This window comes from Methylobacterium sp. A54F (assembly GCF_053346035.1).
Map to the genome: position 1 here is coordinate 135839 of NZ_JBKFBF010000012.1, position 25159 is coordinate 160997.

23 protein-coding genes and 1 pseudogene are annotated in these 25159 nt (G+C 70.7%); 13 read left to right on the forward strand and 11 right to left on the reverse strand.

What is annotated here, in order from left to right:
• Positions 1-147 precede the first annotated feature (147 nt).
• The 7 genes and pseudogenes from ACLBXP_RS19650 to ACLBXP_RS19680 all read right to left on the reverse strand — a co-directional run bounded on the left by ACLBXP_RS19650 (position 148) and on the right by ACLBXP_RS19680 (position 7727).
• A pseudogene (locus ACLBXP_RS19650) lies at positions 148-1745 on the reverse strand (porin).
• A 410-nt stretch (positions 1746-2155) separates the two neighbouring features.
• Positions 2156-3292, reverse strand: a complete 1137-nt coding sequence (locus ACLBXP_RS19655; protein WP_447669469.1) for a branched-chain amino acid ABC transporter substrate-binding protein — start codon at positions 3290-3292, stop codon at positions 2156-2158.
• Positions 3293-3344: 52 nt separating this feature from the next.
• Positions 3345-3707, reverse strand: coding sequence for a DUF6867 family protein (locus ACLBXP_RS19660; RefSeq protein ID WP_447669470.1), 363 nt, complete (start codon positions 3705-3707; stop codon positions 3345-3347).
• Positions 3708-3711: 4 nt separating this feature from the next.
• Positions 3712-4506: an ABC transporter ATP-binding protein gene (locus ACLBXP_RS19665; RefSeq protein ID WP_447669471.1), complete on the reverse strand. Its 795-nt coding sequence runs from the start codon at positions 4504-4506 to the stop codon at positions 3712-3714.
• Positions 4503-5408: an ABC transporter ATP-binding protein gene (locus ACLBXP_RS19670; protein WP_447669472.1), complete on the reverse strand. Its 906-nt coding sequence runs from the start codon at positions 5406-5408 to the stop codon at positions 4503-4505. Before ACLBXP_RS19670 ends, ACLBXP_RS19665 begins: the two co-directional genes overlap by 4 nt.
• Positions 5408-6802 (reverse strand): high-affinity branched-chain amino acid ABC transporter permease LivM, encoded by a 1395-nt coding sequence (livM, locus tag ACLBXP_RS19675; protein ID WP_447669473.1) that lies wholly within the window; start codon positions 6800-6802, stop codon positions 5408-5410. Before livM ends, ACLBXP_RS19670 begins: the two co-directional genes overlap by 1 nt.
• 7 nt (positions 6803-6809) lie before the next feature.
• Complete coding sequence (locus tag ACLBXP_RS19680) at positions 6810-7727, reverse strand: branched-chain amino acid ABC transporter permease (RefSeq protein ID WP_447669474.1); 918 nt, start codon at positions 7725-7727, stop codon at positions 6810-6812.
• A gap of 313 nt (positions 7728-8040) precedes the next feature.
• Here ACLBXP_RS19680 and ACLBXP_RS19685 point away from each other — a divergent pair, with 313 nt between their 5' ends.
• The 3 genes from ACLBXP_RS19685 (at position 8041) to ACLBXP_RS19695 (ending at position 11876) form a co-directional block, all read left to right on the forward strand.
• Complete coding sequence (locus ACLBXP_RS19685) at positions 8041-9321, forward strand: dicarboxylate/amino acid:cation symporter (protein WP_447669475.1); 1281 nt, start codon at positions 8041-8043, stop codon at positions 9319-9321.
• Between the two features lie 29 nt (positions 9322-9350).
• Entirely contained in the window at positions 9351-10280 is a 930-nt protein-coding gene (locus ACLBXP_RS19690) for an amino acid ABC transporter substrate-binding protein (protein ID WP_447669476.1), read from the forward strand.
• Between the two features lie 78 nt (positions 10281-10358).
• A complete protein-coding gene (locus ACLBXP_RS19695) occupies positions 10359-11876 on the forward strand; it encodes an aspartate ammonia-lyase (RefSeq protein ID WP_447669478.1) in 1518 nt (505 codons plus the stop codon).
• An 18-nt stretch (positions 11877-11894) separates the two neighbouring features.
• On the opposite strand, the gene cobT is transcribed toward ACLBXP_RS19695, so the two are convergent.
• A complete protein-coding gene (gene cobT / locus ACLBXP_RS19700) occupies positions 11895-12914 on the reverse strand; it encodes a nicotinate-nucleotide--dimethylbenzimidazole phosphoribosyltransferase (RefSeq protein ID WP_447669479.1) in 1020 nt (339 codons plus the stop codon).
• Between the two features lie 115 nt (positions 12915-13029).
• On the opposite strand from cobT, the gene cobS reads away from it, so the two are divergent.
• The 3 genes from cobS to ACLBXP_RS19715 are packed head-to-tail and all read left to right on the forward strand — an operon-like array spanning position 13030 to position 14829.
• Positions 13030-13896, forward strand: a complete 867-nt coding sequence (gene cobS, locus ACLBXP_RS19705; protein ID WP_447669480.1) for an adenosylcobinamide-GDP ribazoletransferase — start codon at positions 13030-13032, stop codon at positions 13894-13896.
• A gap of 31 nt (positions 13897-13927) precedes the next feature.
• Positions 13928-14140 (forward strand): DUF1289 domain-containing protein, encoded by a 213-nt coding sequence (locus tag ACLBXP_RS19710; RefSeq protein WP_447669481.1) that lies wholly within the window; start codon positions 13928-13930, stop codon positions 14138-14140.
• Positions 14137-14829 carry a retropepsin-like aspartic protease family protein gene (locus tag ACLBXP_RS19715; protein WP_447669482.1) on the forward strand — a complete coding sequence of 231 codons (693 nt, stop codon included), beginning with the start codon at positions 14137-14139 and terminating at the stop codon, positions 14827-14829. Before ACLBXP_RS19710 ends, ACLBXP_RS19715 begins: the two co-directional genes overlap by 4 nt.
• Before the next feature lies 1 nt (position 14830).
• Here ACLBXP_RS19715 and dusA read toward each other — a convergent pair whose 3' ends face one another.
• Positions 14831-15841, reverse strand: a complete 1011-nt coding sequence (gene dusA / locus ACLBXP_RS19720) for a tRNA dihydrouridine(20/20a) synthase DusA (RefSeq protein WP_447669483.1) — start codon at positions 15839-15841, stop codon at positions 14831-14833.
• 387 nt (positions 15842-16228) lie between these two features.
• Here dusA and ACLBXP_RS19725 point away from each other — a divergent pair, with 387 nt between their 5' ends.
• The 6 genes from ACLBXP_RS19725 (at position 16229) to ACLBXP_RS19750 (ending at position 23011) form a co-directional block, all read left to right on the forward strand.
• Positions 16229-17554 (forward strand): MFS transporter, encoded by a 1326-nt coding sequence (locus tag ACLBXP_RS19725; RefSeq protein WP_447669484.1) that lies wholly within the window; start codon positions 16229-16231, stop codon positions 17552-17554.
• Between the two features lie 84 nt (positions 17555-17638).
• Entirely contained in the window at positions 17639-18523 is an 885-nt protein-coding gene (locus ACLBXP_RS19730; RefSeq protein ID WP_447669485.1) for a LysR substrate-binding domain-containing protein, read from the forward strand.
• 123 nt (positions 18524-18646) lie between these two features.
• Positions 18647-20008: a glucarate dehydratase gene (gene gudD, locus ACLBXP_RS19735; RefSeq protein WP_447669486.1), complete on the forward strand. Its 1362-nt coding sequence runs from the start codon at positions 18647-18649 to the stop codon at positions 20006-20008.
• A 25-nt stretch (positions 20009-20033) separates the two neighbouring features.
• Complete coding sequence (locus ACLBXP_RS19740; protein WP_447669487.1) at positions 20034-20804, forward strand: HpcH/HpaI aldolase family protein; 771 nt, start codon at positions 20034-20036, stop codon at positions 20802-20804.
• Positions 20805-20837: 33 nt separating this feature from the next.
• Positions 20838-21722, forward strand: coding sequence for a 2-hydroxy-3-oxopropionate reductase (locus ACLBXP_RS19745; RefSeq protein WP_447669488.1), 885 nt, complete (start codon positions 20838-20840; stop codon positions 21720-21722).
• Positions 21723-22018: 296 nt separating this feature from the next.
• Positions 22019-23011: a calcium-binding protein gene (locus ACLBXP_RS19750; protein WP_447669489.1), complete on the forward strand. Its 993-nt coding sequence runs from the start codon at positions 22019-22021 to the stop codon at positions 23009-23011.
• 97 nt (positions 23012-23108) lie between these two features.
• On the opposite strand, the gene ACLBXP_RS19755 is transcribed toward ACLBXP_RS19750, so the two are convergent.
• Positions 23109-23318, reverse strand: coding sequence for a hypothetical protein (locus tag ACLBXP_RS19755; protein ID WP_447669490.1), 210 nt, complete (start codon positions 23316-23318; stop codon positions 23109-23111).
• Positions 23319-23714: 396 nt separating this feature from the next.
• Between ACLBXP_RS19755 and ACLBXP_RS19760 the strand changes: the two genes are divergently transcribed.
• Entirely contained in the window at positions 23715-23951 is a 237-nt protein-coding gene (locus ACLBXP_RS19760) for a DUF2934 domain-containing protein (protein WP_447669491.1), read from the forward strand.
• 227 nt (positions 23952-24178) lie between these two features.
• On the opposite strand, the gene ACLBXP_RS19765 is transcribed toward ACLBXP_RS19760, so the two are convergent.
• Positions 24179-24763 (reverse strand): urease accessory protein UreE, encoded by a 585-nt coding sequence (locus ACLBXP_RS19765; protein WP_447669493.1) that lies wholly within the window; start codon positions 24761-24763, stop codon positions 24179-24181.
• Positions 24764-25159 lie beyond the last annotated feature (396 nt).

Consider the following 25159-nt stretch of genomic DNA (forward strand, 5'->3'; position numbering starts at 1 on the left):
TGCAATGATGGTGCCGGCCCCGGCGCGCGACGCAGGTGAGGACAAGCGGATTTTGTCGCACTCACAGGCGCTTGCTGGCGCTCGTGCGCCACGCATGCGAAAGCCCCCGCGCGAGGTCGTCGCGCGGGGGCTTCGGGTCGTCGGGTCTTAGAAGTCGCGCTGGACGCGGGCGCGGATCTGGTAGGAGTCCTGCTGGGTCACCGTGTAGGCGGGCTGGCCGGCGATCGTCAGCGTGCGGGTCAGGTCCGGCGTGCGGCCCTGGTTGAGGCCGACGCGGGTGTAGAGACCCTCCATGCCGATATCGAGGTCCTTCACCGGCGACCAGATCAGGCTCGCGCCGGCCACCACCTGGTTGACGTCCCGGAGCACGGGGCTGAGGGCGTAGCCGGCCGGGTTGGTGATGAAGGACGGGGGCACGGTGCCGCCGATGGCGCCGTTCGAGAGGCTGAGCGCGGCGCGGGCGGCCTTGCTGTACTGGACCTCGCCGTAGGAGCCGTAGAAGGCCGAGCGCCACTCCGGCGACCAGTAGTGCAGGTAGGACGCCACGACCGTGAAGCTGTTCGACAGCTCGATGCGGCCGGTGATCGGGTTGACGACGGCGTCGTTGAAGTACTGCGCGAACTGGGTGTTCTGGTTGAGCGTCGAGCTCTGGATCCAGGTCGCGGTGTAGGCCTGGAAGCCGGTGTAGGACATCGCGCCCTCACCGTAGGCACCCTGCAGGTAGAGGGTGTCGCCCGGGGCGATGAAGGGCAGGTTCACCTTGATGCCGCCCTGCACGGCCCAGCCGTACTCGTTGGAGGGGCGGCGGACCGCGGCGAGGGAGGCGGCGCCGCCGTTCAGCCCGAAGATGGTGCCGGTCGGGTTGCCGATGCCGACCTCGTGGACGGCGGCCGAGAGCTGGGCCGAACCCCAGGCCTGGTCGAGGCGGAGCGCGCCGACGAAGTCGGGGGTGCGGTTCTTCTGGGTGACGTCGAAGTAGACCTCGGAGGTCGGCAGGCCGGCCGCGTTGAAGGCGTTGGCCACCGGCGAGAGCGAGGCGTTGTTGACGAACACCGCGAAGGAGGAGTTGGCCGTCGCCTGGTTCGAGATCGACGAGAAGATCGGCTGCCAGCGGAAGGTCGGATCCTCGAGCGAGATCGTGGCCGACCAGCCCTCGCCGAACTTCGCCGTGTAGGCGAGGAGGTTCGTGGAGGCCACGTCCGAACCGAGGGACAGGGCCATGATCTCGAAGTCGTGGGCGTAGAAGTCGAAGAACGACGAGGCGCGACCCGCGGTCAGGCCGGCGAACTGCACGAAGGCCTTGTCGACGTTCACGTACTGCTGGGCGCGGCCGAACGTGTCGGGGCCGAGCGCCGGGAAGGCGTTGCCGATGCGCTGCTGCGAGCCCGAGGTCACGAAGTTGCCGGTGCGGCTCTGGACGTCGAGGCGGGTGAAGGCGCGGAGCGTCCCTAGGCGGTCTGCGTGCGGGCGTCGACGTTGAGGCGCATCGCGCCGCGGTAGTTCGAGAGGTCGCTGCCGCGGACGTAGTTGGATCCGACGACGCCGGCCTCGAAGCGGGCGCGGCCCGAGACGCGCAGGCAGGTATCGGTGCCCGGGATGTAGAAGAAGCCCGCGCCGTAGGCGGAGCAGACGCGCACGTACTCGATCGGCGCAGCCTTCTTGATCGGCAGGTCCGCAGCCTGTGCGCCGACCACGGTCGCGAGACCCGCAGCGCCACCGAGCAGTACCGACTTGATCTTGATCATGTGTCCAACCCCAACCCAGCTGACATGCCCACAGGGCGTTCCGATGCGGCCGCACACCCCCATGGCCTTCGCGGCCGGGCGGTGCGGGCTCTCCATCGGGCTGCACATTCGTTGTGCTAGCTGTTCTGCCCGTGAGCACTGTTCGTGTGCTTCACCCTGAATACAATTGGATAATTCAATACGCTCGGGACTCAAGCGCTTATGCGCTCCGGGCCCGGGACTCACAGCAGGTCGCCGCCCACTGTGACTTTTCTGCAAGGAATCGGAGCCCCCCAGGCAACGGAAAGGGCCGCCCCCGGCATCCGGCGACGGCCCCCTTGCTGTGTTGTGGTTGTAGCGGGTTTCGGTTGCCGCCTCAGGGTGTCGACGGCCCGACGAATTCGCCGAATCGCCGACCCAGGATCACAGGACTACTGGGTGATCTCGTTGCCCGTGTAGTCGATCGCGCCCGAGGCGTTCTTCTTCCACATGTAGAGGACGTAGTCGGGCCGGGTGATGTCGCCCTTCTTGTCGTAGGCGATGTCGCCGATCACGGTCTGGTTCGGCTTGCCCTGGTGCAGGTAGTCGGCGAGCTTCTTGCCGTCCGTCGAGCCCGTCGCCTCCATGGCGTTCTTGAGGATCTGCACGGCCGCGTAGGCGTAGAGCGTGTAGGCCTCGGGATCGATGTTCTTGGCCTTGAAGGCCGCCACCACGTCCTTGGCGTTCGGGTTCTTGCGCGCGTCGGGCGAGAAGGTCATCAGCGTGCCCTCGGAGCCGGGGCCGGCGATCTGCACGAACTCCTTGTCGGTGATGCCATCACCGCCCATGAGGGGGGCCTTGAGGCCCTGGTCGCGCATCTGGCGCACGATCAGGCCGGCCTCGGTGTGGATGCCGCCGAAGTAGACGACCTCGACGCCCGCCTGCTTCAGCTTCGAGACGAGGGCCGAATAGTCCTTCTCGCCCGGGTTGATGCCCTCGTAGACGGCCTCCTTGCCGCCGCCCTTGGCCTTGAAGGTCTTCAGGGTCTCGTCGGCGAGCCCCTTGCCGTAGGGGGTCTTGTCGTGGACGAAGGCGACCTTCTTGCCCTTGAAGTTGCTGGCGAGGTACTCGCCCGCCACAGCGCCCTGCTGGTCGTCGCGGCCGCAGGTCCGGAAGGTGTTCCAGTTGCCGCGCTCGGTGAACTTCACGTTCGTGGAAGCCGGGGTGATCTGGATGATGCCGGCATCCTGGTAGACGTCCGAGGACGGGATCGAGACGCCGGAGTTGAAGTCGCCGACGACCATCTTGACGCCCTCCGAGGCGAACTTGTTCGCCACCGAGACACCCTGCTTCGGGTCGGAGGCGTCGTCGCCCACCGAGAGGACGAACTTCTCGGACTTGCCGCCGACCTTCACGCCGCCGGCCTTGTTGATGTCCTCGACGGCCTGGGTGACGCCGTTGCGGATCTGGTTGCCGAAGGCCGCGCTGCCGCCGGTGAGCGGGCTCGCCACGCCGATCTTGACCTGCGCCTGGGCCGCGCCCGAGGCCAGTAGGCCGAGCGCGAGGCCGGCCAGAAGCATCGATCTCATCCTGTTCCCTCCGTGTGATGTCCGCCCGGCGCCGCGTGTGCCTTGAGGCGGATCAGGGTCCCTCGGCGGCCGCACGCGCGCGCCAGGTCAGCGGGCTGGTGCGCTCGTAGAGCCAGCGATACTGTGTGGTCATCTGCCGGGTGCGGGTCACCCGGAAACCCACCGCCCCCACCGCGAGCACCACGGCCGCGTCGACCGCGTAGTACTGCGCCGACAGGAGCGTGCCCTCGAACAGGGCGAAGTGGATGAAGCGCACGGCGGCGGCGACCGCGAGGAGCGCCGGCACGCACTGCCAGAACGGGCGCCAGGCGCGGGCGAGCCCGCGGGCGGTCATCCAGGCGGCCCAGCCGCCCATCAGCACCGTGACGAGCAGGAAGAGGCCGACCGACGCCTCCTCGTAGAGGATCCCCTGCATCGGCTCAGGTCTCCACGCCCGGGTGGCCGCCCTCGAGGTAGGCGGCCTTGATGGAGGGATCGTCGAGGAGCTGGCGGCCGGTGCCACTCAGGGTGATGCGCCCGTTGACCAGCACGTAGCCCCGGTGGGCGAGCTTCAGCGCGTGGTAGGCGTTCTGCTCCACGAGGAAGATCGTCATCCCGTCCCGCGCGTTGAGGTCGCGGATCGCCCCGAAGATCTGCTTCACCACGAGGGGCGCGAGGCCGAGCGAGGGCTCGTCGAGGAGGAGGAGGGTCGGCCGGCTCATCAGGGCGCGGGCGATGGCGAGCATCTGCTGCTCGCCCCCCGACATGGTGCCGCCGCGCTGGTACAAACGCTCCTTGAGGCGGGGGAACAGGGCGCAGACCCGCTCCAGGTCCTCCGCGAAGTGGCGCCCGCCGTGCAGCGCGGCGCCCATCTGCAGGTTCTCGTAGACGGTCATGCGCGGGAAGACGCGCCGCCCCTCCGGCGATTGCGCGATGCCGAGGCGGGCGATCTCGTGCGAGGGCAGCCGGGTGATGTCCCGCCCCGCGTAGTGGATCGTGCCCGAGCGCGCCTGGGGCGCCCCGAAGATCGTCATCATCAGGGTCGACTTGCCGGCCCCGTTGGCGCCGATCAGCGTGACGATCTCGCCCCGGGCGACGTCCATGTCGACGGAGCGCAGCGCCGCGACGCTGCCGTAGTAGGTCGAGACGCCCCGGACCGCGAGGAGCGGCTCGGCGGCCGCCGCCTGGCGGGCGCGGGTCTCCTCGACGAGGACGTTGATGCCGGCGACGCTCATGGGTGCACCTTCGCGGCCGCATCCGCATCGGCAGGACCGTGGTCGGCAGCGACGTGCGCGATGCCGACCTCGGCCTCCACCGCCTCGACCTCCTCGTCCTCGACGCCGAGGTAGGCGGCGATGACGCGGGGGTCCGCGCGGATCTCGGCGGGGGTGCCGTCGGCGATCTTCACGCCGTAATCGAGCACGACCACGTGGTCGGAGATCTCCATCACCACCGACATGTCGTGCTCGATGAGGAGCACGGAGGTGTCGTGCGCGTCGCGGATGTGGCGCAGCAGCGCGTTCAGCTCCAGCGACTCGCGCGGGTTGAGGCCGGCCGCCGGCTCGTCGAGGCAGAGCAGCACCGGATCGGTGCACATCGCCCGGGCGATCTCGAGCCGGCGCTGGGCGCCGTAGGGCAGGTCGCCCGCCGGATCGTCGGCGCGCGCCGTGAGGTCGATGCGCTCCAGCCAGGCCTTGGCCCGCTCGATCGCGGCGGCCTCCGCCGCGCGGTAGCCGCCGATGCCGAGAAGCCCCAGCACCGTCATCCCCGAGGCGCGCATCAGCGGCGCGTGCTGGGCCACCAACAGGTTCTCCAGCACCGTCATGCCGGAGAACAGGCGGATGTTCTGGAAGGTGCGGGCGACCCGCGCGCGCCGGTTCACCGCGTGGTTCGGCAGGCGCTCCAGGAGGTGCACGGCGCCGTCGCCGTGGCTGAGCGAGAGCCGCCCCTCGGTGGGCTTGTAGAAGCCGGTGATGCAGTTGAAGACCGTGGTCTTGCCGGCCCCGTTCGGGCCGATCAGCGCGGTGATGTCGCCGCGCCGCACCCGGAAGGAGAGGTCGCCGACGGCGGTCAGCCCGCCGAAGCGCATGGTGAGGTGCTCGACGGCCAGCACCGCGTCGCGGGTGTCGGCGCCCATCAGCCGTGCCCCTCGCGCACGAGGCTGCCCGCGATGGCGCGGCGCTCCTTGAGGGCGACCGAGGGCACCCGCTCCGAGATCAGCCCCCGGGGGCGCCAGACCATCATGGCCACCATGGCGAGGCCGAACAGCAGCAGGCGGTACTCGTTCGGGTCGAAGCCCTCGCCGAACACGGCCTTCAGGAAGCCGAGGTTGCGCAGGAGCTCGGGGCCGCCGACCATCGCCACCGCCGCCACCGCGACGCCGACCTGGCTGCCCATGCCGCCGAGGACGACGATGGCGAGGATGATGGCGCTCTCCAGGAAGTTGAAGCTCTCGGGGCTGATGAAGCCCTGGCGCACGGCGAAGAAGGAGCCCGCGAAGCCGCCGAACATGGCGCCGAGGGCGAAGGCCGTGAGCTTCGTCGTGGTGGTGTTGATGCCCAGCGAGCGGCAGGCGATCTCGTCCTCGCGCAGGGCCTCCCAGGCGCGCCCGACCGGCAGGCGGCGCAGGCGCAGCGTCACGAGGTTGGTGACGAGGGCCAGCGCCAGGATCAGGTAGTACAGGAAGACGATGCGGTGCATCGAGTCGAAGGGCAGGCCGAAGCGGGCCGCGAAGCCGTCCTCGCCCGCCGTGAAGGGCAGGCCGAAGAAGGTCGCGCGGGGGATCGACGAGATGCCGGCCGCGCCGCCCGTGAAGTCCGTCCAGTTGATGAGCACGAGGCGGATGATCTCGCCGAAGGCCAGCGTCACGATGGCGAGGTAGTCGCCGCGCAGGCGCAGCACCGGGAAGCCGAGGAGCATGCCCCAGAGCGCCGCGAACAGGCCGGCGAGCGGCAGGCAGATCCAGAAGGAGAGCCCGAAGGTCGTCGAGAGCAGGGCGTAGGAATAGGCCCCCACCGCGTAGAAGGCGACGTAGCCGAGGTCGAGCAGGCCCGCGAGGCCGACCACGATGTTGAGGCCCCAGCCGAGCATCACGTAGGTGAGGATCAGGATGCCGAGGTCGATCCAGTAGCGGGCCGAGGACAGCCCCCCGGTGGCGAGCGCCGCGATGAGGGGCAGGAACAGCGCGAACCCGATGAACAGCGGCAGCGCGACCCGGCCGACGCGCTGGCCGGCATTCGGCTCGGCCTGCACCGCCTCGGTGGCCTGGTGGGCCGAGGGCGTCAGGGCGCGCCGGGCGTCGCGGCGCAGGAGCACGAGGCGCTGGACGATCCGCAGGGCGAAGATCGCCCCGCAGAGGGCCGCGACGAGGCCCCAGCGGGGCGTCAGGTCGAGGGCGCTCGTCTGGCTCAGGTCGGTCCGGTAGCTGACGATGGGGACGCAGAGCCCGAACGCCACGAGGGCGTAGAGGGCGGCGTCCTTCAGGATCGCGGGAATCGGGGCGGGGCCGGCGGCCTGCGCGTGGGTCGGCATCGCCGGCTCAGACCTTCTCGACCTCGGCGCGGCCGAGGATTCCCGAGGGCATGAAGATCAGCACGATGGCGAGGATCGAGAAGGCCGCCACGTCCTTGTACTCGATCGAGAAGTAGGCCGACCAGAAGGTCTCGATGAGCCCGATGATGAGCCCTCCGAGCACGGCGCCCGGCAGCGAGCCGATCCCCCCGAGCACGGCGGCCGTGAAGGCCTTCACACCGGGCACGAACCCGTCCGAGAACGACACCACGCCGTAGTACATCAGGTAGAGGACGCCCGCGACCGCCGCCAGCGCCGCGCCGAGCACGAAGGTGAGCGAGATGGTGCGGTCGACGTCGATGCCGAGGAGGGCGGCCATCTTGCGGTCCTGCTCGCAGGCGCGCTGCGCCCGGCCGAAGGGGGTGCGCTGCACGAGGTACCAGAAGCCCGTGAGCAGCACCGCCGTCACCACCATGATCAGGCACTGCTTGTAGGAGAGCGTCACCGCGTAGCCGCCCTCCTCGAACAGGGTGAAGCCGCCGTTGAGCATGGGCGGCGTCGGCTTGTTGCGGGCGCCCTGGGCCACCTGCACGAAGTTCGACAGGAAGATCGAGACGCCGATCGCCGAGATCAGCGGCGCCAGCCGGAAGGAGCCGCGCAGGGGCCGGTAGGCGACGCGCTCGATCGCCCAGCCCCAGAGCGCGGTGAGCGCCATGCTGACCACGAGCACGATCAGGAAGGCGAGCGCCAGCGACGAGACCCCGAGCCAGGCGGTGAGGATCAGGAAGGCGATCAGCGCGATGAAGCTCGACACCATGAAGACGTCGCCGTGGGCGAAGTTCACCATGCCGATGATGCCGAACACCATCGTGTAGCCGATCGCGATCAGGCCGTAGATCGACCCGAGCGTCAGGCCGTTGATCAGCTGCTGTACGAAGACATCCATCCGGCGGCGGCTCGACTCGACGGTTGCTGAGGGTCGGGAAAGTGCGTTCGCGGCGGGAACCTCGCGGGGCCGGCGAGGCGGCGCGCCGCGGGGAGCAAGTCCCGTACCGCGGGCGCCCCGAGGGGGACGGTCCGGGCCGGTTGCCCGGGCACGAGAAAGGGCACGCGTTGCCGTCCGGGTCAAGCTGGCGTCCGCGAGGCTTTCGCCCGCGTTGTCACTCGGTCGCGCGTTCCACAACTTGCCGAATGGCCTGCTTCCTGCTTGATTTCATCCCATGACCGGCGCGTGACAAATGGCTGCGGGGGCGATCCTGATGGGTACGAGGCTGACGACGTACATCTTCATCGGGATGCTGCTCGGCATCGTGGTCGGGTACCTCTGCAGCATCACCTGGCCCGACCCACAGACCGCCAAGGAAATCTCAGGCTACATCTCGCTGATCAGCGACATCTTCCTGCGGCTGATCAAGATGATCATCGCGCCGCTGGTGTTCTCGACCCTGGTGGTCGGCATCGCGCACCTCGGCGACACCGCCTCGGTCGGCCGCGTCGGCGGCAAGGCGCTGCTCTGGTTCGTCGGCGCCTCGTTCTGCTCGCTGCTCCTCGGCCTCGTGATGGTCAACCTGCTGCAGCCCGGCAGCAACCTGAACCTGCCGCTGCCCGATGCCGGCGCCTCGACGAACCTCAAGGCCGCCTCGCTCTCGCTAAAGGAGTTCGTCATCCACCTGGTGCCGAAGAGCCCCGTGGAGGCGATGGCCAACAACGAGATCCTGCAGATCGTGGTGTTCTCGGTGTTCTTCGGGGTGGCGCTCGCCGCCATCGGCGAGAAGGGCAAGCCGTTGGCGGTCGGCATCGAGAGCCTCGCCGACGTGATGCTGAAGATCACCGGCTACGTGATGAACTTCGCCCCCGTGGCCGTGTTCGCGGCGATCGCGGCGACCATCACCACCCAGGGCATCGGCGTCATCGTCACCTACGCGAAGTTCATGCTGGAGTTCTACTTCAGCCTCGCGATGCTGTGGTGCCTGCTCGTCTTCGCGGGCTTCCTGCTCGTCGGCGCGGGCGGCATCCGCCGCCTCGTCAACCTGATCAAGGAGCCCTTCGTGCTCGCCTTCTCGACCGCGTCGAGCGAGGCCGCCTATCCGAAGACCCTGGCGAACCTCGAGCGCTACGGCGTGCCCAACCGCATCACCTCGTTCGTGCTGCCGATGGGCTACTCGTTCAACCTCGACGGCTCGATGATGTACTGCACCTTCGCGGTGATGTTCATCGCCCAGGCCTACAACATCCCCCTGACGCTCGGGCAGCAGCTCACCATGCTGCTCCTCCTGATGGTGACCTCGAAGGGCATGGCGGGCGTGCCCCGCGCCTCGCTGGTGGTGATCTCCGCGACCCTGTCGCAGTTCCACATCCCCGAGGCGGGCCTGCTGCTCATCATCGGCATCGACCAGTTCCTCGACATGGGCCGCTCGGCGACGAACGTGCTTGGCAACAGCGTGGCGACGGTGGCGGTGGCGAAGTGGGAGGGCCAGCTCACCGCGACCGACCAGAGCCTCGACCGGGACGTCAACCCGCTGCCGGAACCAGCCGAGTAGGGCCGGGGCGCCCCGGGGGAGATGGCACCATGCGCCAACGCGTTCACGGCCTCGCCCGCCCAGGTGTGCTGCCTGGCCTGCTGGCGGGCCTGCTGGCCGGCTTCCTGGCCGCCGGCCCAGCCGGCGCGGTCGAGGTCCTGACCGGCACGCTCCGGAAGGTCAACGAGACGGGCACGATCAGCCTCGGCTACCGCACGAGCTCCCTGCCCTTCTCCTTCGTGGAGCCCGGCGCAGACCATCCTGTAGGCTACGCCATCGACCTCTGCCTCGACGTGGTGGACGACGTGTCGAAGGCGGTCGGCCGCTCCGACATCAAGGTGGCCTACGTGCCGGTGACCTCCGAGACGCGCATCCCGGCGCTCCTCGACGGCCGGATCGACCTCGAATGCGGCTCGACCACCGCGAACGCCGAGCGCCGCAAGCAGGTCGCCTTCTCGCCCGTCACCTACGTCAGCGCCACGAAGCTCCTGGTGCGGCGCGACTCGCCCCTGAAGAGCTACCGCGACCTCGCCGACAAGCGGGTCGCCGCCACCGCGGGCACCACCAACGAGGGGGCGCTGCGCGCCCTGTTCGCCCGCCTCAGGATCCCCGCGACCGTCGTGACGGGGCGCGACCACGCGGAATCCTTCGCGATGGTGAAGGACGGCCGCGCCGACGCGCTGGGCCTCGACGACGTGCTGCTCTACGGCCTCATCGCCGGGGCGGGCGCGGACGGGGCGGCCTACACCGTGCTGCCCGACAAGCTCTCTTTCGAGCCCTACGGGCTGATGTACCGCCGGGACGACCCCGAGTTCGCGGGCGTCGTGGCCGGCACCTTCAACCGGCTCGCCGAATCGCGCGAGCTGAGCTGGATCTACGACAAGTGGTTCCTGAAGCGCCTGCCGAACGGCGAGCGGCTGAACGTGCCGATGTCGGACGAGCTGCGGGCGAACTTCCAGGTCATCGGCCTGGAACAGTGACCGGCCCGGAGAGATAATCGGCCCGGGGAAAACAACCGGCCCGGCGCCGAGACCCGGGCCCGCGGTGCGAGGGGGGGCATGATGGCGAGCGAGGCCGTTCCGGAGACCGCCGGCGAGGCTGGGGCGCCCGAGGCGCTCGCGGTCGCCACCGTCCGCACCGTGGCGATGGAGGGGGCGCGGGTCCGCTCGGAGCACGACCTCCTCGGCTACAGCGACGTGCCGGCGGACGCGCTGTGGGGCATCCACACCAAGCGGGCGGTGGCGAACTTCCCGATCACCGGCGTGCCGGTCGGCCACTTCCCGGAATTCGTGCGGGCGCTCGCCCTGGTGAAGCAGGCGGCCGCCCGCGCCAACCGGCGCCTCGGCTACCTCGACCCCGCCAAGGCCGACGCCATCGACCGGGCCTGCATCCTGATCGCCACCGACAAGGCCTATGCCGAGAGCTTCGTGGTGGACGCGATCCAGGGCGGGGCGGGCACCTCCACCAACATGAACGCCAACGAGGTCGTGGCGAACGTGGCGCTCGGCCTCCTCGGCAAGGCGCCGGGCGCCTACGAGGCGCTGCACCCGAACGACGACGTCAACATGGCGCAGTCGACGAACGACGCCTACCCGACGGCGCTCCGCCTCGCGGTGATCTTCGCCACGGAGCCGCTGGTAAAGGCCCTCGACGACCTCGCCTACGCCTTCAAGGGCAAGGCCGTGGAGTTCGCCGACGTCCTCAAGATGGGCCGCACGCAGCTCCAGGACGCCGTGCCGATGACGCTGGGCCAGGAGTTCGACGGCTTCCACGCTACCCTCAAGGAGGACGTGGCGCGCCTCGGCGAGATCGCGCGGCTGTTCCGCGAGGTGAACCTCGGGGCCACCGCCATCGGCACCGGCATCAACGCCGACCCGCGCTACGCGGCGCTCGCCGTCGAGGAGCTGTCGCGGGTCTCGGGCCAGCCCATGGTGCTCGCGGGCAACCTCATCGAGGCGACCTCCGACCTCGGCGCCTTCGTGCTGTTCTCCGGCGTCCTGAAGCGCGTGGCGGTCAAGCTCTCGAAGATCTGCAACGACCTGCGCCTGCTCTCCTCGGGGCCCCGCACGGGCTTCGGCGAGATCCGCCTGCCGGCCGTGCAGGCGGGCTCCTCGATCATGCCCGGCAAGGTCAACCCGGTGATCCCGGAGGTGGTCAACCAGGTGGCCTTCCTGGTGATCGGCCACGACCTCACCGTGACGCTGTGCGCCGAGGGCGGCCAGCTCCAGCTCAACGCCTTCGAGCCCACCATCGGCTACTGCGTGCTCACCTCGATCCGCATGCTGAGCGCGGCGGTGGAGACCCTGACGAAGCGCTGCGTCGAGGGCATCGAGGCCGACCGCGAGCGCTGCCGCAGCCTCGTCGAGGGCTCGATCGGCCTCGTCACGGCGCTCGCGCCCACCCTCGGCTACGAGGCGAGCTCGCGGGTGGCGCAGCGGGCGCTGCGGGAGAACCGGACGGTCGCCGAGCTGGTCCTCGAGGAGGGCCTGCTGACCAAGGCGCAGCTCGACGAGCTCCTGGAGCTGGAGGCCATGACCCACCCGACCCGGCGCCGCCCGGCCTCGCAGGCGGGCTGAGGCCAGGCCGGGGTCGGATCAATCCGTCCGGCCCGACACCCCCGCCTGCTCGAACGTCGCCATGTCGCGGTGGCAGGCGAGCGCGCCCTTGAGGAGGCCGAGGGCCATGGCGGCGCCGGAGGCCTCGCCGAGGCGCATGCCGAGGGCGAGGAGCGGCACGAGGCCGAGGCGCTCCAGCACCTCGGCGTGGGCGCCCTCCGCCGAGACGTGGCCGGCGAGGCAATGGTCGAGGGCGCGCGGGTCGAGGGCGTGCAGCACCGTCGCCGCCGCGGTCGAGACGTAGCCGTCGAGGACCACCGGCACCCGTTGCAGGCGGGCGGCCAGGATCGCCCCCGCCATCGCGGCGACCTCGCGGCCGCCGAGGCGCGCCAGCACCTCCAGGGGGTCGCCCAGGTGGCCGGCATGGTGGGCGAGCGCCGCCTCGACGGCCGCGACCTTGCGGGCCCGGCCCGCGTCGTCGACGCCGGTGCCGCGCCCGACCCAGTGGGCGGGCTCCCCGCCGAGCAGCGCCGCGTAGATCGCCGCCGCGATCGTGGTGTTGCCGATGCCCATCTCGCCCACCGCGAGGCAATCGGTGCCGGCCGCCACCGCCTCCATGCCGAAGGCCATGGTGGCCACGCATGCCTTCTCGTCGAGGGCGGGCGCCGCGGTGATGTCCCCGGTCGGCAGGTCGATGGCGAGGTCGAACACCTTGAAGCCGAGGCCGTAGGCCGCGCAGATCTGGTTGATGGCTGCCCCCCCGGCCGCGAAGTTGTCGAGCATCTGCCGGTTGACCGCATCCGGGAAGGCCGAGACGCCCCGCGCGGTGACGCCGTGGCTGCCCGCGAAGACGCAGACGAGGGGCCGGTCGAGGGTCGGTTTCGCCTTGCCCTGCCAGGCACCGAGCCAGGCCACGAGGTGCTCCAGCCGGCCGAGGGCGCCGGCGGGCTTCGTCAGCCCCGCCTCCCGGGCCGCGATGGCCGCGGCGGCCTCCCGGTCCGGGCCCGGCATGGTCTCGATCAGGCGGCGGATGTCCGCGAAGGGGCCGGTCTCGCTCATGCGGGTCTCGCTCTGGGGGCGCCGAGAAATCCTGTGGGCGGCGGGAAGCCGGGCCCGGGCCGGCGCGGGCCGGAGCTATAACGGGCACGGGGGCGAGGGTGAAGGACGTCGGGCGATGCAGGGCGACCCCAGAGGCCAAGAACCCGGCCAAGAACCCGGGCAGGAACCGCGACCGGACGAGGCCGAGTGGCCGGGCCGGGACCTCGTCTACGATCTCGCCGCCTGCCTGCGCTTCTACTCCCGCCTGCCCGTGCCGCGGCTGCCCGGCGAGCCCGACCCGCACGCGGTGCCGGATTTCCGCACCGCCCCCCGGATGCTCCCGCTCGCCGGGCTCCTCCTCGCGGTGCCGGCAGCGCTGACCCTGCTCGCCGCCCGCGGCCTCGGGCTCGGGCCCTTCATCGCCGCGGGCCTCGCGGTGGCGGTCGCCGTGCTGGTGACGGGGGCGCTGCACGAGGACGGCCTCGCCGACGTGGCGGACGGGTTCGGGGGCGGCTCCGACCCGGCGCGGCGCCTCGAGATCATGCGCGACAGCCGGATCGGCGCCTACGGGGGCTCCGCCCTCGTCCTGGCGCTCTCCCTGCGGATGGGGGCCCTCGCGACGCTGCTGGACCGGATTGGGGCCGACACGGCGGTGGCGCTCCTCCTCGCCGCGGCGCTCTCGCGGGTCGCGGCGCTCGCGCCGCTGGTGCTGCTGCGGCCGGCCCGGCCCGGCGGGGCCGGCGCGGCGGTCGGCCGGCCGAGCCCCGGCACGGTCGGGGTCGCGCTGGCTCTCGGCGTGCTCCTGGCGCTCCTCGCCCTCCCCTTCGGCCTGCCCTGGCAGGGCCTCCTCCTGATGCTCGCGCTCCCGGGGCCCGCGGCCCTCGCCGTCACCGAGCTCGCCCGGCGCCGGATCGGCGGCCAGACCGGCGACGTGGTGGGGGCCTGCCAGCAGGTCGCGGAGATCGCGGCCCTGATCGGCCTGCTGCTCGCGCTGCCCGCTTGATGGACACGCGCCGGACAGGCATCTGGACAGGATGAGCCCACCGTCGAGCCCCTGCACGAAAGTCTGCGTCCTGGACGACGCCACCGGCCTCTGCCGGGGCTGCGGCCGCACCCGCGACGAGATCGCCCGCTGGGGCGGCCTCACCGAGCCGCAGCGCCGCACCATCATGGCCGGCCTCGCGGAACGCCTCCGGCGCGCCTATCTCCCGGGCACGCGGGGCGGGATCGTCGACAGCAAGCCATGATGTATGCCGGGCTCGCCATCCTGGGACTCGCCCTCGTCCTGCTGATCGCCACGGACGGCAGCCAGCGGATCGCCGGGGGCCTCGCGCCCGATCAGCTCGCCGGCCTCGCCTCGGGCACCGCGGTGCTGATCCTCGTCACCGCGGGTTTCTGGCACCGCTTCCGCGACCGGATGGGCGAGAGCGTCCGCAACCTCCTGATCTGGGCCGGTATTTTCCTCGTGGCGGTGACGGCCTACGCCTATCGCGACCAGTTCGGCACGGTCGGCGCCCGGGTGATGGGCGAGCTGCGGCCGGGCACCGGGGTGGTCGGCCCGGGCGGCACCGTCACGATCAACCGGCGGGCCGACGGCGACTTCCAGGTCGAGGCGATCGTCAACGGGCGGGCGCAGTCCTTCGCGTTCGACACGGGGGCGAGCGCCGTGGTGCTCACCGCCGAGAACGCGGCGGCCCTCGGCCTGCGCCCCGCCGACAACGCCTACACCCAGCGCGTCGCGACCGCCAACGGCGTCGCGACGGTGGCGCCCGTGCTCCTCGACAGCCTCACGATCGGGCCGATCACCGAGCGCCGGGTCTCCGCGGTGGTGAGCCGGCCCGGGGCGCTCTCCGGCAACCTGCTGGGGCAGAGCTTCCTCAGCCGCCTGCCCTCCTACGAGGTGCGCGGCGACTGCCTGATCCTGCAGGGCCGCTAGGTCAGGCCGCGCGCGGCTCCGGAAGCGCGCGCGAGACGTGCGCGACCGCCGCGCGGAGCGTCCCGAGATCCGCATCCCCGCGCGTCGCGGCGACCGAGAGGTGGCGGCGATAGGCCCGCGCGCCGGGGCGCCCGTTGAACAGCCCGAGCATGTGGCGCGTCATCGCGTGCAGGCGCTCGCCGCGGCCGAGGGCGGCCGCGATGTAGGGCTCGTAGGCCTCGACCGCCGCGAAGGGATCCGCCACGGGCGCGGGCTCGCCGAACAGCTCGGGGTCGACGGCGAGGAGCCCGGCCGGTTCGGCGTAGGCCGCGCGACCCATCATCACGCCGTCGACGTGGGCGAGCTGCGCGCGGGCCTCCGCCACCGTCGCGATGCCGCCGTTGATCGCGACCGGCAGGTCCGGCAGCGCCGCCTTCAGCCGGGCCACCCGGCCGTAATCGAGGGGCGGCACGTCGCGGTTCTCCTTCGGCGAGAGGCCCTTGAGCCACGCCTTGCGGGCGTGGACCACGAGCCCGTCGACCCCGGCCCGCGTCACCTCGGTCGCGAGGGCGTCGAGGGCGACCTCCGGGTCCTGCTCGTCGACGCCGATGCGGCACTTCACGGTCACGGGCACCCGCACGGCGGCCTTCATGGCCGCGACGCAAGCGCCGACGAGGGCCGGCTCGCACATCAGGCAGGCGCCGAAGCGGCCGTCCTGCACCCGGTCGGAGGGGCAGCCGACGTTGAGGTTGATCTCGTCGTAGCCGAAATCCACGGCGATCCGCGCCGCGGCCGCAAGGTCGTCCGGATCCGATCCGCCGAGCTGGACGGCGACCGGGTGCTCGACCGCGGAGAACCCGAGGAGCCGCTCGCGCGGCCCGTGCAGCACGGCGCCCGTCGTCACCATCTCGGTATAGAGGCGGGCGCGCCGCGACAGGACCCGGTGGAAGGCCCGGCAGTGGCGGTCCGTCCAGTCCATCATCGGGGCCACGGAGAAGCGGTATGCGCTCCAGCTCTGTGCGTCGTCTTCCATGTCGATTCATGCTGTCGCGCCGAGCGGAGAACGTCGGTGCGATCGGGACAGGGTGGCGGCGTCGGATACCACGCGCGGGCGGTCGTCCGACAGTGCGGAAAGGCCCGACGATCGGCCCGGTGCGGATCGCCGCTCGCCACGCCTGCGGCAGGTTGCACGATCCTGCGAGCCCGCAGCCGCCTGTCGGTCATCCTGGATAAAGCATCGGCCTCGAAGCCGCCATCAATGCAGATACGGCATCGATCCATTCAGAGATTGATTTGGACTGGCATGATTATGCACCCCTAGGATCATCCTCGCGCAAGGTCGCCGCGTCTCCCTGAGACGAAGAAGTCGATCGGCGTCCGTCACGGTACGGGCCGGACGGGTCCCAGGAGGAGATCGCCCATGAGCGCTGCTCTGGCCATGAGCGCGGCACGGTCGAGCCGCGTCCGGCTCGGCATCGTCACGATGCTGTTCATCGCGACCACCATCAACTACGCCGATCGGGCGACCCTCTCGATCGCGGGCCCCGCGCTCGCCAAGGACCTCGGCCTCGACGCCGTGTCGATGGGCTACGTCTTCTCGGCCTTCGCCTGGTCCTACGTGCTCGCCCAGCTGCCCGGCGGCTGGCTGCTCGACCGCTACGGCGCGAAGTGGGTCTATGCCGGCGCCGTCTTCCTGTGGTCGCTGTTCACGCTGCTCCAGGGCGCGGTCGGCTTCTTCACCGGCTTCGCGGCGGTCGCGGTGCTGTTCTGCCTGCGCCTGTGCGTCGGCCTCGCCGAGGCGCCGGTGTTTCCGGCGAACGCGCGCATCACCGCCGCCTGGTTCCCGACGGCCGAGCGGGGCACGGCGTCGGCCTTCTTCAACTCCGCGCAGTACTTCGCGACCGTGCTGTTCGCGCCGCTGATGGGATGGGTGGTGCACACCTTCGGGTGGGAGCACGTCTTCACCATGATGGGCGTGATCGGCATCGTCTTCGCGCTGATCTGGACCCAGACCGTTCACGGGCCGAAGGAGCACCCGTCGATCAATCAGGGCGAGCTCGACTACCTCGCCGCGGGCGGCGCGCTGCTCGACATGGACGGGCGCACCGGGGCCGCGGCTCCGGGCAACAGCTGGGACACCATCCGGCAGCTGCTCGCGAACCGCATGCTGCTCGGCATCTACATCGGGCAGTACTGCATCACGACGCTGACCTACTTCTTCCTCACCTGGTTCCCGGTCTACCTCGTCAAGGAGCGCGGGCTGTCGATCCTCCAGGCGGGCTTCGCGGCCGTGCTCCCGGCCCTGTGCGGCTTCATTGGCGGCATCCTCGGGGGCTGGATCTCGGACCTGCTGCTCAAGCGCGGCCACTCGCTCACCGTGGCGCGGAAGGTCCCGATCGTCGGCGGCATGCTGCTCTCGATGGTGATCATCGGCTGCAACTACGTGCAGGCCGATGCGGTGGTGGTCGGCCTGATGGCGCTCGCCTTCTTCGGCAAGGGCATCGGGGCGCTCGGGTGGGCGGTCGTCTCCGACACCTCGCCGCGCACGAGCGGCGGCCTCTCGGGCGGCCTGTTCAACACCTTCGGCAACACCGCCGGCATCACCACCCCGATCGCGATCGGGTACATCGTCCACGCGACGGGATCGTTCAACGGCGCGCTGGTGTTCGTCGGGCTGAATGCCCTGGTGGCGGTGCTCTGCTATCTGGTGATCGTCGGCGAGATCAAGCGGGTCGAGCTGCGCTGAGCCCGCCCCGTCCCCGCAGACTTCCCCGGGACTTCCCCCCGCGGTCGCGACTCCGGTCGCGGCCGCGTTCGGCTATGGTGCGGCATGCTCGATTTCAGCCAGCTCCGCTGCTTCGCCGCCGTCGCGGAGGAACTGCATTTCGGCCGGGCCGCCGCGCGGCTGAACATGACGCAGCCGCCCCTGTCGCGGCAGATCCAGGTCCTCGAGCGCATCCTCGACGTGCAGCTCTTGGAGCGCTCCAGCCGCTCCGTGCGGCTGACGGCGGCGGGGCGCAGCTTCCTGCCGGAGGCGCAGCGCATCCTGCGGCTCGCCGAGACCGCGACCTACGTCACCCGCCAAGTCGCGGCCGGCCGGGCCGGGGTGCTCAAGGTCGGCTTCACCGCGGCCTCGGCCTACGACTTCCTGCCCCGCCTCGTCATCGCCTGCCGCACCGCGATGCCCGACGTCACCCTGGCCCTGCGGGAGATGGTGACGCGCGATCAAGTCGAGGAGCTGCTTGCCGGCCGCATCGATGCGGCGCTGATTCGTCCGCCGGTGACGCATTCGGACCTCGTCTGCGTCCGCGCCCTCGCGGAGCCCCTCATCGTCGCCCTGCCGGCCGACCATCCGCTCGCCCGGCGCGATGCGCTCACGGTGCGCGACCTGCACGAGATGCCGTTCATCGCCTACGCGCCGCACGAGGCGCGCTACTTCCACGATCTGACTGTTGGCCTGCTGGGAGAGGCCGGTGTCCAGCCGCGTGTCCTGCAGCAGCTCACGCAGATCCACTCCATCCTCGCCCTGGTGCGCGCGTCCCTCGGGCTCGCCCTGGTGCCGGAGGCCGCCCAGCGCCTGCGCTTCGAGGGCGTCGTGTTCAGGCCGCTCGCGATGATGCGGCCCCGGTCGGTCGAACTGTTCCTGGCTTGGCGGCGCGACCGGGACGATCCGCTGATCGGGAAGGTGGTGAGCGTCCTCGAATCGCTCGCGTAGCCGGCATCGATGCGTCGCGCGCATCGATCGATCCACCCTTGGTCTTGGACCGGCATCGTGGGCCGGGCGTAGAACCGGAGGCACGGACGGCACGACGAAGGCCGCCGCAGCCGGGAGAACGCCATGACACCCGAGACGACCAGCCCTTCCCCCCGCGGCTTCTCGCGCGCGCCCGCCATCACCGAGATGAAGGTCGTGCCGGTGGCCGGCCGCGATGCGATGCTCATGAACCTCTCGGGGGCGCACGGGCCCTTCTTCACCCGCAACCTCGTGGTCCTCACCGACTCGACCGGTGCCACGGGCCTCGGCGAGGTCCCCGGCGGCGAGGGCATCCGCCGGACGCTGGAGGACGCGCGCGACCTCGTCGTCGGGCAGCCCCTCGGCGCCTGGCAGGCGGTGCTCAACGCGATGCGCACCCGCTTCGCGGACCGCGACGCGGGCGGGCGCGGCCTGCAGACCTTCGACCTGCGCATCACCATCCACGCGGTGACGGCGGTCGAATCGGCCTTCCTCGACCTGCTCGGCCAGTTCCTCGACGTGCCGGTGGCCGCCCTTCTCGGCGAGGGCCAGCAGCGCGACGCGGTCGAGATGCTCGGCTACCTCTTCTACGTCGGCGATCGCCGCCGCACGGACCTGCCCTACCGCGAACCGGAGGCGCGCGACGGCTGGTTCCGGCTGCGCGACGAGGAGGCGATGACGCCGGAGGCCATCGCGCGGCTCGCGGAAGCCGCCTACGAGACCTACGGCTTCAACGACTTCAAGCTGAAGGGCGGGGTGCTGGAGGGCGAGGCGGAGATCGCCGCCGTCACGGCGATCCACGAGCGCTTCCCCAAGGCCCGCGTCACGCTCGATCCGAACGGCGCCTGGTCGCTCGCCGAGGCGATCCGTCTGTGCAAGGGCCGCGGCGACGTGCTCGCCTACGCGGAAGACCCCTGCGGCGCCGAGGACGGCTTCTCCGGCCGCGAGATCATGGCCGAGTTCCGCCGCGCCACGGGGCTCCCCACCGCCACCAACATGATCGCCACCGACTGGCGGCAGATGAACCACGCGATCCAGCTCGGCTCGGTCGACATCCCGCTGGCCGACCCGCACTTCTGGACGCTCGCCGGCTCGGTGCGGGTCGCGCAGCTCTGCCGCGACCACGGGCTCACCTGGGGCTCCCACTCGAACAACCACTTCGACGTGTCGCTCGCGATGTTCACCCACGTCGCCGCGGCGGCGCCCGGGAACGTCACGGCGATCGACACGCACTGGATCTGGCAGGACGGCCAGCGGCTGACCAGGGAGCCGCTGGCGATCCGCGGCGGCCTCGTGCGGGTGCCGGAACGGCCGGGCCTCGGCATCGAGATCGACTGGACGGAGCTCGAGGCGGCCCACCAGCTCTACCGGGACCACGGCCTCGGCGCCCGCGACGACGCGGCGGCGATGCAGTTCCTGATCCCCGGCTGGACCTTCGACAACAAGCGCCCCTGCCTCGTCCGCTGAGCCGACGTTTCACGGAGTTCCCGTCATGGACATCCTGACCAACCGCTTCAAAGCCGCGCTGGCGCAAGGCCGCCAGCAGATCGGGCTGTGGTGCAGCCTCGCCAGCCCGATCTCGACCGAGATCGTCGCGGGCTCCGGTTTCGACTGGCTGCTCCTCGACATGGAGCACTCGGCCAACGACCTGCGCGACATCTACGGCCAGTTGCAGGCCATGGGCGAAGGCAGCGCCAGCGCGATGGTGCGGGTGCCGAGCGACGAGCCGATCACCATCAAGCGCATCCTCGACACCGGGGCGCAGTCGCTGATGATCCCCAACATCGACGATGCCGATCAGGCCCGCCGCGCGGTCGCGGCGACGCGCTACGCGCCGCGCGGCGTGCGCGGCTTCTCGCAGGCGCCCCGCGCCGCCCGGTTCGGGCGCATCCCCGACTACCACGCCCGCTGCGAGGCCGAGATCTTCGTCGCGGTGCAGATCGAGTCGCGCCGGGCCCTCGACAACCTGGAGGAGATTGCGGGCGTCGAGGGCGTCGACGGCGTCTTCATCGGCCCCGGCGATCTCTCGACGAGCCTGGGCTACCTCGGCCAGCAGAACCACCCGGAGGTGGTGGCGGTGATCGAGCAGGCCATCCTGCGCATCCGCAAGGCCGGCCGGCACGCCGGCATCCTCACGGCCAACGAGGAGCTCGCCCGGCGCTACGTCGCCGCCGGGACGCGCTTCACGGCGGTCGGGTCGGACATGGGGCTCCTCGCGCGCAGCTCCGAGGCCCTCGCCGCCCGCTTCCGCGACGGCGCCTGACCCCGCGCCCGATCCAGATTTCCGGAGACAGTCATGAACGTCGGCTTCATCGGCCTCGGCATCATGGGTGCGCCCATGGCGGGCCATCTCATCGCGGGCGGCCACACGCTGTTCCTCAAGACGCGCCGGGCCGTGCCCGACGCCCTGATCGCGGCCGGCGGCACGGCCTGCGCCACCGCGGCCGAAATCGCCCGGCGCGCCGACATCATCGTCCTGATGCTGCCCGACACCGGCGACGTCGAAGCCGTCCTGTTCGGGGCGGACGGCGTGGCGGCCGGCCTGCGCCCCGGCAAGACCGTGGTCGACATGAGCTCGATCTCGCCGATCGCGACGCGCGGCTTCGCCGAGCGCATCGAGGCGATGGGCTGCGACTACCTGGACGCGCCGGTCTCCGGTGGCGAGGTCGGCGCCAGGAACGCGACGCTGTCCATCATGGTCGGCGGCACGGCCGCCGCGTTCGATCGCCTCGCGCCGCTGTTCGGGCTGATGGGCAAGGCGGTGACCCATGTCGGCGAAGCCGGCGCGGGCCAGGTCGCCAAGGTTGCCAACCAGATCATCGTCGCGCTCACGATCGAGGCGGTGGCCGAAGGCCTCCTGTTCGCCTCAAAGGCGGGCGCCGATCCGGCCAAGGTCCGGCAGGCGATCACCGGAGGGCTCGCGACGTCGCGGATCCTGGAGCTTCACGGCGAGCGGATGATCACGCGCAGCTTCGATCCCGGCTTCCGCATCAAGCTCCACCAGAAGGATCTCAACCTGGCGCTCGAAGGCGCACGGAGCCTCGGCCTGAGCCTGCCCGCGACGGCGCTCGCGCAGCAGCTCTTCTCCGCCTGCGTGGCCAACGGGGGCGAAGGCTGGGATCATTCCGCGATGGTGCGCGCCCTCGAGATCATGGCGAACCATCCGGTTGCCGAGGGCTGAGCCTTCGGCGCCGGGGGCAAGGCCGCCCGATCCGACCCTCCCCGGGCCGCTGCCCGGGCAGGCCCTTTGCCCCGGCAGCATCGCGTTGGTTTATCGTCTGTAGAAACGTCCCGCGCACCGGTCCAACCGAGCAAAAGCCCGTAATCTCAGCTTGGCGTTGACGCACTTCTCACGAAAACCCGTCTATTAACATATGTAATGCGACACATTGAGGCAGTTAATTTCTGAACTTGGGTGCAACATCGCGGTTCCTCAAGCGCAGCAGCATCGCTGTCAGGCGAGGAAAGACTTACGCCATGGCCAGCCTCATTGGATCTCCCCTCAACGACAATCTTACGGGTACGGGCGGCGACGACATCATCATCGGCGACGTCGGCGATGACACGCTGTCCGGGCTCGCAGGCTTCGACCGTATTGACGGGCAGGCCGGCAACGACTTCCTCGACGGCGGTGCGGACCTCGATTACATCGCGGCCGGTCCCGGCAACGACACCATCTACGGGCGCCAGGGCAACGACCAGCTCATCGGCGAGGTCGGCGACGACGTGATCTTTGGCAATGAGGGCGAGGACTATGCCGCGGGCAATCCCGGCAACGATACGCTCTATGGTGGCGCCGGGAACGACTTCCTCGTCGGCGAGCAGCAGAACGATTACGTCTACGGCGGCGACGGGAACGACTTCGTTGCCGGTGGCGAGGACGACGATTTCGTGTTTGGCGAGGCCGGCGACGATCTCGTGGACGGCGACCTCGGCAACGACCAGCTCTTCGGAGGCGACGGCAACGACGTGATCGTCGGCGATTTCGGTCTCGACACGCTGCGGGGCGGGACCGGGGCCGACACCCTCAACGGCGGCGGCGACAACGACGTCCTCTACGGCGAGGCGGATGCCGACCTCCTGGCCGGCAACGTGGGCGACGATCTCCTGTTCGGAAACCAGGCGAACGACCTGCTGTTCGGCAACCAGGGCACCGACACGCTGTGGGGTGGTCAGGGCAACGACTCGATCTTCGGCGGGCAGGGCAACGACATCCTGTCGGGGGATCTCGGCAACGACGTGCTGTCGGGCGACCTCGGCGCCGACCGTTACCTCTTCGCGCAAGGGTCGGGCACCGACCTGATCCTCGGCTTCGATCAGGCGGGCGGCGACCGGCTCGACCTGCAGGGGCAGACCTACACGCTCGGCACCTCCACCGGCGGCAACGCGCTGCTGACGCTCTCGGGCGGGGGCACCGTCGAGCTGTCCGGCGTTCAGTCGAGCGCGGTCAACACCGGCTCCTTCGCCTGACGGAAACCGCGAACGAACCGGGGAGCCCCGCGGCCCTTTGGCCGCGGGGCTCTTCCGTGTCCGGGGCCTGAGCACCGCATGACGGGCCGGGCAGGCGTCAGCCCAGCTTGAGGGCGAGCTGCTTCAGGGCCGCGGCCACCTCGGGGCTGCCGCAGGCCGACTGGGCCTCCGGGGCCGCGGCGGTGAGGAGGTTGGCGATCTTCGTGGGTCGGATCGCCCGCGCGTCGGTCAGGCAGTTGACCAGCACCTCCAGGGCGTATTCCAGCGCGATGATGCGCGCCTCCAGTTCGGCTTGCTTGGCGACCATGCGAACCTCCCGATGTTTCCTCCGACCGCCTCGACGCGCTGCGACAGCGTCACATAGGAGAGGATAGACCAGGAACGGGTTCAATGATCCTATGTTAAAATATCAAGCCAAGCTTCGAAATTCTGCCCCGCGGCGACGCTGGACTTGTCCGGCCTGCGTCCGCCGGCTATCTGCAGGGCACGATAGCCTGCCGCTGCACCGCACCTAATGCGTCTCCGACGCGGCCGGAGGAAACCGCCGCACGAGGGAACGGTTGGATCACCGTCCGGCCTCCGGTTCCGGAACCGGGGGCTTCCGCGAAACACCGCTTGTCAGAGACCCAGGGCATGCAGGCCAGCATCGGCAGGTCAGACCCCGCACGCGTCCGCCGCGAGCGCTCCGGCACGGAGGCGGCCCGTGCCCACTGATCGACCCATCACCCTGGGAGAGATCCGGGAGCGAGCCTACGAGCTCTGGGAGCGCAACCATCGGCCGGAGGGCCTGGAGATCGAGTTCTGGCTCCTCGCCGAGCGCGAGCTCAGGGCTCAACGCGGCCGCGAGCCGGCCGGCGACCCGCCGCAGGGCAACGGGAAGGCGCCGGCCGAAACCCCGAAGGACGCTCCGAAGGACGACCGGGCGCCGGACCGCAGCTAGCGGACCGGCGCGCGGGCGCCAGCCTCAGAGCCTGTTTGAGGCGTTATTCCAACGCGTTACCTCATCCTGAGGTGCCGCGTCAGCGGCCTCGAAGGAGGGCTCCAGGGATCGCGCGGCTTCTGGACGGCTCCTTCGAGGCTGCTTCGCGGCACCTCAGGATGAGGGGGATGGGCTGGACAACGGCCACCGGTCCGACAGCCCTTTGCTTTCATGAATCAAGCAGGCTCTCAGTGGTCGTGCTTGCAGCCGGGACCGTGGACGTGAGCGTGATGGCCGCCCTCGGCCCCGTGGGCGTGCCCATGATCATGAGCGTGACCATGATCGTGCCCATGCGCATGGTCATGGGCATGGTCATGGCCGTGATCGTGCCCGCAGGTGCTGTGGTCGTGCGCGGCGCGCTCGGGCCGGAAGGCGCGGGTGACGGCGGTCGCGGTGCAGCCCTGTCCCCGGATCAGCTCGGCGTTGGCGGGTGAGGCCGGGACGTAGAGCACGTCCGCGCCGATCTCGGCGGCGACGTGGCTCCCGCCGAGTTGCCAGGCGAGGCGCATCAGGCGGGCGGGGTTCTGCGTCCGCACCTCGAGGAGCGCCTCGCCGGCCGCCCGCACCAGCACGAGGCGGCCGTCCTCCAGGCGCAGGGCGTCGCCGTCTTCGAGGGCGCCGGCCTTCGGCAGGCTCAGCGCGACCGAAAGGCCGCCCTCCGTCGTCAGGGTGCCGTCCTGCGCCTGCCGGGCCGCATGGTCGAGGGTGACGGCGTCCGCGACGGCGTCGGCGCGCACGGCGGCCTTCCGCACGATGGTGGTGGCTTGCGGCATGGTTTCCTCAGGGCTCGGGCCGCCGACGGCCGTCGACGTCGTGGGGGACGATGGGTGATCCGGCGCCTCATGTCGGCATGCGGGCGCCGGAAAGAAAGGTTTTTCGCCACGCGGCCGGTCCGGGACGGAACCTTGGCCGTGTGACGCGCATTCAACAACCGTAATAGCTAAGCTCGACCAGCACCACGGCGGAACGCCGGGGCCACACCGCACGAGGGAGTCCCCCATGAAGAAGCTCATCGCCGCCGCGCTCGCTGGCAGCCTCGCCCTCTCGCTGGGCGCCTGCAACACCCCGCAGGACCGCGCCCTCGGCGGCGCCGGCCTCGGCGCGCTCGCGGGTGCGGCCATCGGCGGCGCGGCCACGGGCCGGGCCGGCGGCGCGGTCGCGGGCGCGGC

Coding starts and splice junctions, on each gene's coding strand:
- ACLBXP_RS19655 (WP_447669469.1), bottom strand. CDS start 3,292: ATGAGATCGATGCTTCTGGCCGGCCTCGCGCTCGGCCTACTGGCCTCG.
- ACLBXP_RS19660 (WP_447669470.1), bottom strand. CDS start 3,707: ATGCAGGGGATCCTCTACGAGGAGGCGTCGGTCGGCCTCTTCCTGCTC.
- ACLBXP_RS19665 (WP_447669471.1), bottom strand. CDS start 4,506: ATGAGCGTCGCCGGCATCAACGTCCTCGTCGAGGAGACCCGCGCCCGC.
- ACLBXP_RS19670 (WP_447669472.1), bottom strand. CDS start 5,408: ATGGGCGCCGACACCCGCGACGCGGTGCTGGCCGTCGAGCACCTCACC.
- livM (WP_447669473.1), bottom strand. CDS start 6,802: ATGCCGACCCACGCGCAGGCCGCCGGCCCCGCCCCGATTCCCGCGATC.
- ACLBXP_RS19680 (WP_447669474.1), bottom strand. CDS start 7,727: ATGGATGTCTTCGTACAGCAGCTGATCAACGGCCTGACGCTCGGGTCG.
- ACLBXP_RS19685 (WP_447669475.1), top strand. CDS start 8,041: ATGGGTACGAGGCTGACGACGTACATCTTCATCGGGATGCTGCTCGGC.
- ACLBXP_RS19690 (WP_447669476.1), top strand. CDS start 9,351: ATGCGCCAACGCGTTCACGGCCTCGCCCGCCCAGGTGTGCTGCCTGGC.
- ACLBXP_RS19695 (WP_447669478.1), top strand. CDS start 10,359: ATGATGGCGAGCGAGGCCGTTCCGGAGACCGCCGGCGAGGCTGGGGCG.
- cobT (WP_447669479.1), bottom strand. CDS start 12,914: ATGAGCGAGACCGGCCCCTTCGCGGACATCCGCCGCCTGATCGAGACC.
- cobS (WP_447669480.1), top strand. CDS start 13,030: ATGCAGGGCGACCCCAGAGGCCAAGAACCCGGCCAAGAACCCGGGCAG.
- ACLBXP_RS19710 (WP_447669481.1), top strand. CDS start 13,928: ATGAGCCCACCGTCGAGCCCCTGCACGAAAGTCTGCGTCCTGGACGAC.
- ACLBXP_RS19715 (WP_447669482.1), top strand. CDS start 14,137: ATGATGTATGCCGGGCTCGCCATCCTGGGACTCGCCCTCGTCCTGCTG.
- dusA (WP_447669483.1), bottom strand. CDS start 15,841: ATGGAAGACGACGCACAGAGCTGGAGCGCATACCGCTTCTCCGTGGCC.
- ACLBXP_RS19725 (WP_447669484.1), top strand. CDS start 16,229: ATGAGCGCTGCTCTGGCCATGAGCGCGGCACGGTCGAGCCGCGTCCGG.
- ACLBXP_RS19730 (WP_447669485.1), top strand. CDS start 17,639: ATGCTCGATTTCAGCCAGCTCCGCTGCTTCGCCGCCGTCGCGGAGGAA.
- gudD (WP_447669486.1), top strand. CDS start 18,647: ATGACACCCGAGACGACCAGCCCTTCCCCCCGCGGCTTCTCGCGCGCG.
- ACLBXP_RS19740 (WP_447669487.1), top strand. CDS start 20,034: ATGGACATCCTGACCAACCGCTTCAAAGCCGCGCTGGCGCAAGGCCGC.
- ACLBXP_RS19745 (WP_447669488.1), top strand. CDS start 20,838: ATGAACGTCGGCTTCATCGGCCTCGGCATCATGGGTGCGCCCATGGCG.
- ACLBXP_RS19750 (WP_447669489.1), top strand. CDS start 22,019: ATGGCCAGCCTCATTGGATCTCCCCTCAACGACAATCTTACGGGTACG.
- ACLBXP_RS19755 (WP_447669490.1), bottom strand. CDS start 23,318: ATGGTCGCCAAGCAAGCCGAACTGGAGGCGCGCATCATCGCGCTGGAA.
- ACLBXP_RS19765 (WP_447669493.1), bottom strand. CDS start 24,763: ATGCCGCAAGCCACCACCATCGTGCGGAAGGCCGCCGTGCGCGCCGAC.